At 49.0% G+C, this 11203-nt stretch carries 10 protein-coding genes; 6 read left to right on the top strand and 4 right to left on the bottom strand.

The features are described from left to right. The first annotated feature begins 47 nt into the window (after positions 1 to 47). The 5 genes from ftsZ (at position 48) to ACYVFD_RS05830 (ending at position 7138) form a co-directional block, all read left to right on the top strand. Entirely contained in the window at positions 48 to 1541 is a 1494-nt protein-coding gene (gene ftsZ / locus ACYVFD_RS05850; protein ID WP_461088837.1) for a cell division protein FtsZ, read from the top strand. 61 nt (positions 1542 to 1602) lie between these two features. Then, positions 1603 to 2307 carry a DNA alkylation repair protein gene (locus tag ACYVFD_RS05845; protein WP_461088836.1) on the top strand — a complete coding sequence of 235 codons (705 nt, stop codon included), beginning with the start codon at positions 1603 to 1605 and terminating at the stop codon, positions 2305 to 2307. A gap of 133 nt (positions 2308 to 2440) precedes the next feature. Further along, on the top strand, positions 2441 to 3820 hold the full coding sequence (locus ACYVFD_RS05840; RefSeq protein WP_461088835.1) for a DUF418 domain-containing protein: 1380 nt from the start codon (positions 2441 to 2443) through the stop codon (positions 3818 to 3820). Between the two features lie 27 nt (positions 3821 to 3847). Continuing rightward, on the top strand, positions 3848 to 5251 hold the full coding sequence (locus ACYVFD_RS05835) for a DUF418 domain-containing protein (protein WP_461088834.1): 1404 nt from the start codon (positions 3848 to 3850) through the stop codon (positions 5249 to 5251). 216 nt (positions 5252 to 5467) lie between these two features. Next, positions 5468 to 7138 carry an AMP-binding protein gene (locus tag ACYVFD_RS05830; protein ID WP_461088833.1) on the top strand — a complete coding sequence of 557 codons (1671 nt, stop codon included), beginning with the start codon at positions 5468 to 5470 and terminating at the stop codon, positions 7136 to 7138. Between the two features lie 13 nt (positions 7139 to 7151). On the opposite strand, the gene ffh is transcribed toward ACYVFD_RS05830, so the two are convergent. Genes ffh through ACYVFD_RS05815 form a run of 3 tightly spaced genes read right to left on the bottom strand, consistent with a single transcriptional unit; the run spans position 7152 to position 8937 of the window. Further along, positions 7152 to 8471: a signal recognition particle protein gene (gene ffh / locus ACYVFD_RS05825; protein ID WP_461088832.1), complete on the bottom strand. Its 1320-nt coding sequence runs from the start codon at positions 8469 to 8471 to the stop codon at positions 7152 to 7154. Between the two features lie 4 nt (positions 8472 to 8475). Beyond that, complete coding sequence (locus ACYVFD_RS05820) at positions 8476 to 8679, bottom strand: type II toxin-antitoxin system HicA family toxin (RefSeq protein WP_461088831.1); 204 nt, start codon at positions 8677 to 8679, stop codon at positions 8476 to 8478. Between the two features lie 6 nt (positions 8680 to 8685). Further along, complete coding sequence (locus tag ACYVFD_RS05815) at positions 8686 to 8937, bottom strand: type II toxin-antitoxin system HicB family antitoxin (RefSeq protein ID WP_461088830.1); 252 nt, start codon at positions 8935 to 8937, stop codon at positions 8686 to 8688. A gap of 239 nt (positions 8938 to 9176) precedes the next feature. Here ACYVFD_RS05815 and ACYVFD_RS05810 point away from each other — a divergent pair, with 239 nt between their 5' ends. Continuing rightward, a complete protein-coding gene (locus ACYVFD_RS05810) occupies positions 9177 to 9485 on the top strand; it encodes a hypothetical protein (protein ID WP_461088829.1) in 309 nt (102 codons plus the stop codon). Here the strand turns inward: ACYVFD_RS05810 and ACYVFD_RS05805 are convergent, their stop codons facing one another. Further along, positions 9486 to 11141, bottom strand: a complete 1656-nt coding sequence (locus tag ACYVFD_RS05805; RefSeq protein ID WP_461088828.1) for a glycerol-3-phosphate dehydrogenase/oxidase — start codon at positions 11139 to 11141, stop codon at positions 9486 to 9488. Positions 11142 to 11203 lie beyond the last annotated feature (62 nt).

Genomic DNA, 11203 nt, shown 5'->3' with positions numbered 1-11203 from the left:
TGGCTATATGAAGTGTAAAGAAATGAATAGATATCCCAACCCACACGATGAATACGCAAGGCTATAGATTCGAAATGCCAGACGATAACCCGATCATTATCAAGGTTGTCGGCGTGGGCGGCATGGGCGGTAATGCCGTCAAACACATGGACAAAATGAAGATGCAGGATGTCAGTTTTGCTGTTTGCAATACGGACCGTCAGGCGCTCATGAGTAATCCGGTGAAAACGAAGCTGCAATTGGGCGACGGATTGGGGGCGGGTACGGAAGCAAAAGCGGGTGAAGATGCCGCTCGTGCCAGTATCGAAGAAGTTGAGAATCTGCTGGCTCCACCTACCAAGATGGTATTCATCACGGCTGGTATGGGCGGTGGTACAGGTACAGGAGCAGCTCCAGTGGTTGCGGAAGTAGCCCGGAAGATGGGCTTGCTGACCGTGGCTGTCGTAACAGCTCCTTACTGGTACGAAGGTACCGATAAAAAAGAGCAGGCACGTATAGGTATCGAACGATTGAAAGATAGTTGCGATACTGTACTGGTCGTACTGAACGATAAATTGGCTGAGCTATACAGCGAACTTACCTGGACGGAAGCCTACGCGCATGCCGACGATGTATTGGCCAATGCGGTAAAAAGTATCGCTGAAATCATCACGACCCAGGGCGATATCAACGCTGACTTTGCCGATGTAAAGAAAGTGCTGGAAGGCGCTGGTCAATCCGTCATGGGGTCGGCTGAAGCGGCTGGCGAAGACCGGGCAATCCGGGCTATCGAAGCGGCTCTGAACTCTCCACTTTTGAACGACCACGACATCCGTGGAGCCAAACGGATTCTGCTGACCATTTCGTCGAGTAAGGAACACGCCATGAAGTTGAAAGAGCAAATGGCGATTTCAGAACACGTTGCCCGGAAGATTCAGAGTGAAGCCAAGATGTTTAAGTTTGGTGCCATTACTGATGAAAACCTTGGTGAAAAACTGCGGGTGACGATCATCGCGGCTGGCTTCGACGGAACGGGTGATCTACTAGATAAACTCGGCAATCCGGCAGGTGTGGTTTCTGCGGATGCCGCTGAACAGGAGAAAAAAGCGGAGATAAATGTCGCTGACGATAGCAACAATCCTGAAGCACTTGTAAGTGATCAGCCAGACGCAACGGCCCTTCAGGAATCTGCTGAAAAAGAAGAACTGGTCCTGGCTGGTAGCGATGATGAGGACACTGATCCAGTTTCTACGGCTAATCCAAAGCCCGATGAAATGCATACGCCTACGGGTGGTTATAATGGTGGGACAACCATCGTTCGCCCAGAGCCGCCTGTTTTTGTCGATCCTTTCAAAGACGATTCGGATGTCGATATTCTGGAGTTAGATGAGGAACGCCCGGATGATACCGATTTGATCAAGCGAATGGTCGATGCGTTTGTCAAAAATCAGTACCTGGCTGCCGACCTCGACCGACCAGCTTTCGAGCGTAATAAAACGGTTCTTTACTCGATCCCTTTATTGGCCGAGCAGGATTTTGTCCGCTCAAAATTAAACGACTAACCGGAGCCCAATAAGCTCCTTACTAGCAGAGGCCCCCTGGGTCTCTGCTTTTTTATTGACTATGGACAATACCTATACCACCGTAAAGAATGCAATAGTAGTTCAGGCACAACCCGAACGAGCTGTTCTGGTAGCACGATTCTTTAAAACTGCACCAGGACAGTATGGCGAAGGCGATCAGTTTCTTGGTCTGTCGATGCCGCAACAGCATACCATAGCGAAACAATTCAAAGCCCTTTCTGCTGACGAAACCGAGCTTTTAATCCGTGACCCTTACCATGAATGCCGCATGATAGGCCTGCTCATTTGGGTCTATCAACTTAAAAAAGCAGGGCCTATACAGCGCGCGGATATTCTGGAGCGGTACCTGACCAACCGGAAATATATCAATAACTGGGATTTAGTGGATGTGACATGCCCCCATATTGTTGGCCAGCAGCTTCTGCAAGGTGATCGGTCAATTCTGTTTGATCTGACGCAGGAGGATCATCTCTGGAGTCAGCGTATTGCTATTGTGTCAACGTTTGCTTTCATCCGCAAGGGACAATTTGGCGACACCTTTGCTATTGCCGAAATTCTTTTGCCGCATAAACATGATTTGATCCACAAAGCCGTCGGCTGGATGCTTCGGGAAGTAGGAAAGCGAAACGTTGATGCCCTCGAAGAGTTTTTGCACGACCATATTCGCCAAATACCCCGGACAGCCCTCCGCTACGCTATCGAACGGTTTGAACCCGCTCGAAGACGTTATTATCTGGATTTGTAGCCGCTGGGAGAAGGCAATCGAAACGAAAGGGAAATGACCGTAAAATAAAGTGCCTTACTATGTGGCAGCCAGCTTACTTGCTAATTAACTGGCTATCAAGTACCTTACCTTTACTATTTCCTTTCCCTTTTGTATGGACTCGCTGGCACAACCGCTCACCTTTTCGGATTCGTCCTTATTACAACCTGTCGCACAGGTTAGCCGCATTCAGACGCTTGACCTCTTGCGGGGCGTGGCACTACTGGGTATTCTATTGATGAATATTCCATTTTTCGGGGTTACGGATGCCAGTGTTCATCAACTACTTCGAGGACCACATGGCGGTAATTACTGGCTGCAAATTCTGATTCACGTCTTGTTCCAGAATAAAATGCGGGCCTTATTCTCCATGCTCTTTGGTGCGGGCATTATCCTGTTTCTGTCGAAGAGTCGGCAACAATCAGAGAAGTCTGCCCCCGAACTGTTTATCCGACGGCAACTATGGCTCATAATTTTCGGGTTAATCAACGCATTAGTCCTGTTATGGCCTTATGACATTCTGTTCCATTACGGCATTGTGGGCATTTTACTCTTTCCGTTCAACAGATTGTCACCGCGTGCTTTATTGGTATGTGCAATTCTCACAGGACTGATCTATAGCGGGAAACATTATTGGCGGTTTACCGAACAGAAGGAGAAATACGAGAAATACCAAAAAGTGGTTGCTCTTGAAAAGAAAACCAAAAAGATTAAACTGACCGACGAACAGAAAGACGATAAAGCAGCCTGGGAAGGAGCCGTAAAAGGAAGCAAGTACGATCCGAAAGCCGACAAGGAAAAAATCATCGCCATGCGTTCCGATTACGCAACCGTCTGGAACCACCTGCTTCCCGAAATACAGCGAATGGAAGCGCCCTTTTTCTACCAGTTCGCCCTGTGGGATATCGTTTCCATGATGTTGCTAGGCATGGCGTTGTTCAAGTGGGGTTTCTTTTCAAATCAGCTCAGTACGAAGCAGTATGTACTGTTGGCCATTGGTGGGCTGTTGATCGGCCAGGCAATGGCCTGGCTCACGATTCACTCGTACGAATTGAAAAACAACGATTTAACCAAATACGTCAGCACCAGTTTAGTCCCCCTTGCGGATGTGGTGATGCCGTTTGAACGGATCTTTTCGGCTATTGGCTGGGCCAGTCTGATTTTGCTGCTCTATCGATCAGGCATCGGGTCCTGGCTATGGAAGGCGTTGAGCGCTGTAGGTCAGATGGCGTTTACAAATTACCTAATGCAGTCTCTGCTGTGTACCCTGTTCTTTTATGGCTACGGCCTGGGGTATTATGGCGACCTGAAGTATTATCAGCTCTATTTAGTTGTCGCTGAAATCTGGTTGATTCAACTGGTGTTTAGCGTTGCCTGGCTACACTATTTCCGATTTGGCCCGCTGGAATGGCTTTGGCGTTCGCTTACCTATGGCAAGCGCCAGCCAATGGCTTTAGCTGCCCCAACGGCCCAGTCGCTACCCGCACTCTCCTAAGCACTTCTTTCTTAACTAAACCACCTGATGGAAACCAATCCTAAACTATACCTCTCTACCGACGTCGCGGCTCCTGATCTTATCAACGCTCCGGCAATCGATTACCAAGAAGAAGTAAGCCAGCATTCACCACAACCCGTTGCCAATGCCGATCGTATCCAGACGATCGATCTTATCCGGGGACTGGCTTTGTTGGGTATTCTGATGATGAACATTCCCGGCTTTGGGTTTCTCTGGTCCTGGTCTACACTTTCATCCATCTTCACCAGACCAGGAAGTGGCGATTACTATGCATATACCATAGTCGGGACAGCCTTTGAGGGAACCATGCGGGCTCTGTTTTCCATGCTCTTCGGGGCCGGAATGGTCCTGTTTACACAAAATAAGCAAGAACTCGAAGGCGGGCCAACCGTGGCCGAATACTATTACCGACGCTTGTTATGGCTGGTATTATTCGGGGTGTTCAATGCCTATATTCTACTCTGGCAGGGCGATATTCTCTTCTTTTATGGGCTACTCGGCATGGTACTCTATCCATTCCGCCGGACGAAAGCCATTTGGCTGATCGGGCTGGCCGTTGTCTGTATGGGGATTAATCTATTCCGGACGGAACTATGGTACGGCGAATTACGCGAAAATCGGGCGGGTTATCTGGAAGCCGTAAAGTTGGAAAAAGCGCATAAAAAGCCGACCGACAAGCAGAAAGAGGCTAAAGCTGCCTGGGAAAAATTTGAAAAGAACTTCAAAAAAGACCCTAAAAAGGATGCGAAGGAGTTGAAAGAAATGCGCTCTGGCTATGGTACCGTCTTTGCCCATTTACTGCCCCAAAACGGCAATAGCGAAACGTATGGGACATATTTTGGCGGATGGGATATGCTCCTGATGATGTTTATCGGGATGGCTTTGCTCCAATGGGGGTTCTTTTCCAATAAACTACCCACGTCGACTTACGTTCTTACCTTACTGATCGGTTATGGCGTAGGTTTACCAATCAGTTGGTTTTACGTACAGAATCAAATGGACTGGATAGTACACGTTGGTCAGACCGTCGATTCGTACCGAACTATACCCTTTCAGCTTTATGATATACGGCGAGTCTTACTCGCACTTGGGCACGCCAGCCTGTTGCTGCTGATTTATCGATCACAGTTGGTGCCCTGGCTGATGCGGTCGTTAACCGCTGTTGGGCAAATGGCTTTCACCAATTACCTCTCCCAGTCAATCATCTGTACGTTATTCTTTTATGGCTATGGACTAGGGAATTATGGTAAGCTATCGTATTACCAACTCTATTACGTAGTAGCGGGGGTATGGCTCTTCCAATTGATCATTTCCCCAATCTGGCTAAGTTATTTCCGCTTCGGGCCGTTTGAATGGCTGTGGCGAAGTCTGACCTACTGGAAAGCCCAACCGATGCGCCGAACGACTTGAGCTTCTTCAACCGGACTGTTATCAGCCATTTCTCTAGCAATTTCAGCCAGTTACAAAGCCAAACCAACCTAGCATCTAGTCTCATCATCAGGCACTTTCAGCAGTAGTAGCTTTGAATGGTTACTAGCTCAGCTAACAGACCAACAGTCATTAGCCGGTCTAGTTATTGACATCCTCAGTCGGTAATTATCATTCATCTCGATACCTGTCTGGATTATGACTGCTCCTACTACTCTTCCGAAATCAAGCTCTATTACGGTACAAACCACTACGCTGACGCAATTTCTGAGTCAGTCGAACATGCGCTTCGGCGACCGGCCCGCTCTATCCTTCATGGGCTTTATAATCACCTACACGGCACTCTCCGATCTGGTGAATCGGCTGGCTCAATCTTTCACAGATGTAGGCATTCAGGCCGGGGATCGGATCGCCATCATGTTACCCAATTTACCCCAAACGGTCGTTGCCAATTATGCAGCTCTTCGAATGGGTGCAGTGGTTGTCATGGTTAACCCCTTGTATACAGAGCCTGAACTGATCTATCAACTGACGGATGCCGGAGCCGAAACACTGATTGTACTGGATTCGCAACTCGATAAAGCCAAAGCGGTATTTGCTCATGCGCCCCTGAAACGAATTATTGTATGTCATATCAACGATCTGATTCCCGTTCCAGCGACTGCATTACCACCTGGCACGTATCACCCAATTGAAACCAGTACTTCTGTACTCAGCTTTCGCGAACTACAGGAGAAACATCCATTAGGGCATCCATTTGCCGATCAAAGTCAGTGGGATGGGTTGGCAACCCTAATGTATACAGGTGGAACAACGGGCCAGAGCAAGGGCGTAATGCTGACCCATGCCACCATGTCGAGCAATATCCAACTCGTTCGGGACGATTGGGAAAGAGTCTGGCAGGATGGCCAGGAACGGTTGGCGGCTATCTTTCCGATGTTTCACGTAGGCGGCTACATTGGGATGCAGCTACTCAGCCTAAGCTATGGTGCGATGCTCAGTTTAGCCCCACGTCCGGAACCCGAGAGCATCATGCGACTGCTGGAAACCGACAAGCCTACTATCCTGGCGGCCGTTCCGACTATGTTTGTTGGTTTATTAAATCACCCGCGCTGGAGCGAGATCGATCTTTCCTATATCAAAATTATGGCTACGGCAGCAGCTCCGATGGCTCCTTCGACCTACCCTCAACTGGTTAGCAAATGCCCACAGGCAAGGCTGGTGGAAGTTTGGGGAATGACCGAACTATCTGGATTTGCGACCTGCACACCCGTGTCGACAGATACCGTTAAAATTGGCTCCGTTGGTCTGCCACTACCTGGCTGTTCGGTTAAAATTGTGGATGTAGAAACCGGCTCAACAACGTTACCCAGCTTCCGGGAAGGCGAAATTTGTTTTCAGGGGCCGCAGGTTATGGCTGGTTACTGGAACAAACCAGAAGCCACGTCTGACGTCTTACGGGATGGCTGGATGTATTCGGGCGACATTGGCTATGTCGATGAAGACGGCTGGGTATATATTGTCGACCGGAAGAAAGATATGGTCATTGCAGGTGGCTACAACATCTATCCCCGCGAAATTGACGATGTGCTACTAAGCCACCCGGCCATTCTGGAAGCCTGCTGCATTGGCGTACCCGACACCTACCGGGGCGAAACCATAAAAGCCTTTATCGTTTGCAAACCGGGCCAAAGCCTAACCAGCGAGGAGGTAATCTATTACTGTCAGGAACGGCTGGCGGCCTACAAACTACCGAAGCAGATTGAGTTTACGACAGCCATTCCTAAAAGTACGGTTGGTAAAATGCTACGCCGGGAGCTGCAACGGTTAGAAATGCAGAAACGGTCGCAGGTAACGGTAATGAACTGAAACTTTCAGTTCATTACCGCATCATCTTGTTCAGTTTGCCTGACGCCTGCATGGTATTCATTTTCTTCATCATCTTCCGCATCTCGTCAAACTGCTTCAGCAGGTTATTGACTTGCTGAATGTTTGTGCCGCTACCGGCGGCAATGCGTTTTTTCCGGCTACCGTCGATAATGTCGGGACGCTGACGCTCTTTTGGAGTCATGGAGCTGATGATCGCTTCGATAGGCTTGAACGAGTCGTTATCAATATCGAGGTCTTTAATCATCTTACCCATACCCGGAATCATACCGAGCAGGTCTTTCACGTTACCCATTTTCTTGATCTGCTGCAACTGCGACAGGAAATCGTCAAAGTCGAACTGATTCTTCCGCATCTTGGCATTGATGCGCTTGGCTTCTTCTTCATCGAAAGCCTGCTGAGCACGTTCTACCAGCGAAATAACGTCGCCCATACCCAGAATCCGGCTAGCCATCCGGTCGGGGTAGAACACGTCGAGGGCTTCCATTTTCTCGCCCGTGCTGATAAACTTGATGGGTTTATTAACGACTGTTTTGATCGAAAGAGCCGCTCCCCCACGGGCATCCCCGTCGAGTTTGGTTAACACAACACCATCGAAATCGAGCCGCTCGTTGAAGGTCTTGGCGGTATTGACCGCGTCCTGGCCCGTCATTGAGTCAACTACAAACAGCGTTTCGGTTGGCGAAATGGCTTTCTTGACGGCCTCAATCTCCTGCATCATGGCTTCATCCACAGCCAGACGCCCAGCCGTATCGACAATCACAATGCGTTTGTTCGTCTTTTTCGCCTGATCAATAGCGTTCCTGGCAATGGCAACGGCGTTCTTATTCTCAGGCTCTGCATACACATCCACACCCACCTGTTCGCCCAGCACCTTCAACTGATCGATAGCAGCAGGTCGATAAATATCAGCAGCCACCAGCAGAACATTACGGCCCTGTTTTTTCAGATATGACGCCAGTTTCCCCGAGAAGGTAGTCTTACCCGATCCCTGCAACCCAGCAATCAGAATGACGGCCGGATCACCTTTGATGTTGATGCCCTGCGCTTCGCCCCCCATCAGTTCGGTCAGCTCTTCCTGAACGATTTTGACAAAGAGTTGCCCTGGCTCAACCGAAATCAAGACTTTTCGATCCAGTGCTTTATCGCGAATACGATCGGTAATTTCTTTCGCAACTTTATAGTTTACGTCGGCATCTGTCAGTGCCCGACGAACTTCTTTTATCGTAGCCGCAACGTTGATTTCGGTGATGCGGCCCTGGCCCTTAAGGGTCTTAATGGCCTTATTTAACTTATCCTGAAGATTCTCGAACATGCTTTTAAATCTCGCTCCGGTCGATACCGGCTTGTTTTAAAATGGTGTAAAATGTGCCTTTCGCCATATCCCGATTTCCATGTACAGGTACAGGAATGGTTCGATTTAGCTCATTGTTAAAGTAAATATGATGGTTTCCTTTTATTCGTTGCAATTGCCAGCCTCGCTCCTCCAACAAACTAATGAGACGTTTTGGTGAGTAATCCATTGTCTATTAGGCTGCCTGATCGCTTACTGGTGGCGTAGACAGGTTAATTGAGTACTCAAATGTTTCACTATCATCATCAATCGTAATTCCCTGCTCTGCGTATACATCCAAACACCCATCAGCCGCTTCACGCGCCATAGCAATCGCTTCTTCAATAGTTTCTCCCCAAGTCACGCAACCCGGAATTGAAGGTACTATAGCCGTATAAACGCCTTCTGGTTCTTTGCGTAACAATACTCGGTATGTAGCTTGTTTCATGACGATGCTGACTATCTGCTACAAAGATAACAGTTTCCAACGGCCAATGATTGCCAAAACGCTGTTGATCACGCGGATCTCTAAGCTGAAAGGTTGGTAATCCCGCTTCTAAGTCGCTTTATAGCACAATATTTTTTTGGCATTATAGTTGATAAGGCAGTACCAGATACTATTCCCTATTCATATAATCCAATTCTATGAGGTAACTCTACTCGTTAAACCTAATTAACCATTACCTCATGAGAACGTCGTTGATGAATAACGAAGCCCGCTGCCTGGCTGTTGTGTGCCTGATGACCTGCCCATTTGTATCACCAGTGACCGTTGCGATGCCCCAGAATAGCGCATCCGTAAATCGGTTAATGGATAAGCCCGGCGACAATAGCACTTCCATCGCTGGTTCCCCAACATCAAAACCAGAGCTTGCAATGGCGAGTTCGCCCGCAAAAGAGCAGAAAGGCCATGACAAACAAAATCTTAGCCGGTGCTGGAAACGACTCATGGGCATGGCACGTGAAGTCAGTCACGCTCATCGAAACAGCAAATAATTACGCGGATACCATTTCCGATGGCTCAATTGACAATCCGGCTTCCTGGATAAAGGTTTTCAGCAAGTGCTGGTAAGCCTGAATTTGCTCCGTACGATAGGACTGGCTCCAGCCTAGTTCATCGGCCATTAGTTGCGCTACCACAGGGGCGAGTTGGGTGGTTAATTGCCAGTCATAAAGCTCAACCCGCCACCGACGAGCCAGTACATCGCGAAGGGTCATAGCCATTTCTTCCCGTATCTGATAAACCACTTCGGCTTGCAGATAGGGCTGACTTTCTGTTAATTTTTGAGCCAGCGAAGGCTGCTCCTCAATGAGTCGGCCTATCTGAGCTACTCGATTTCCGTAGGTTCGCATCAGGTGCTGACACACATCGGCCGGAAGCTGGTATTTCGTTTGCAGTTGTTGCCAGTCATCGAAACGGTAGGACTCACCTCCTACCAAATAAGCTGTTTCGGTACGACTCGGCAAGGACTTGTTCAACAATTCGCCAACCCGGTCGATCGCATCCTGTGCCATGACCCGATAGGTAGTCCATTTACCGCCAAGCAAACTGAGCAAACCCGATGCAGAATCAAGTTCGACCTCATGGTCGCGCAGCAAGGTCTTGGTATCGGCCCGACTGCTGACGATCAGTGGACGAATGCCGCCAAATCCAGCCTGTATTTGTGAGCGTTCGGGCATTTTTGCCAGATAGGGCCGTACCGTTTCAAGAAGATAGTCAACTTCGTCAGGTTCCAGAACGGGTTCCCGCGTCAGGCTATCGTAATCGTTATCAGTTGTTCCAACAAACACTTTATCGCCGAATGGAATCGCAAAAATGACGCGCCCGTCGGCTGTTTTAGGAATCAATACGGCAAAATTGCTGTCCAGGGTTTCGCGCGGCAGGACTATATGCACCCCTTTGCTAGGACGGATTCGTTGCTCTAGTTCAGGATTGGCCAGTAGTCGAATGGCATCGGAGTAAGGGCCAGTACAATTCAAAAAAACAGCCGCTTTTACTTCGATCGTTTCGCCGGTAGTATGGTCTTTGACAAATGCCGTTTTGATGCGTCCATTCTCTCGTCCAAAATCCGTTACGGCAGCATAGTTCACAACCGCAGCCCCTGCTTCATCGGCAGAATGGGCTAACGCCAGCGCGTACCGGGAGTCATTGAACTGACCATCGTAATACAGCACCGCACTGTGCATCTTTTGGGTAAGCTTTGGGCTTTTTTCCAGAGCCTCTGTCCGACTCAGCCACTTTCCTTTCGGAAACGCATCGTGACCGGAAATGAGATCGTAAAGCGTTAGGCCGATGGTCATGTACATACCTTCGAACCAGCTAAAAACGGGGGTAAGAATAGCCAGCGGATGGGCCAGATGGGGCGCATTACGAATCACTGTCCGGCGTTCAGCCAATCCATGCCGGACCTGCTTCAACTGAGCTAAATCCAGCTTTTTAATGGCCTGTTCCAGATAACGGACACCTCCATGAATCAACTTCGTTGATCGAGAAGAGGTTTCGCTGGCAAAGTCACCCCGATCAACCAGCGCAACGCGGTAGCCTCTCAGCGCAGCATCGAATGCAGCCCCAGCACCGCTGGCCCCTGCCCCGATAATACAAATGTCGAATGTTTCCTGCCTCAGCCGCTCCCAGTTTTTTCCGCGTTTCATGCTGTAAAGATAAGCTAATTAGCGGAGTGGCGGAGTAGTTAATTGGTTAATTGGCCGATTAG

The sequence above is a fragment of the Spirosoma gilvum genome (assembly GCF_054776815.1).
The sequence above is the reverse complement of the archived record's forward strand: the minus strand, read 5'-3'. Positions and strand labels throughout refer to the sequence as shown.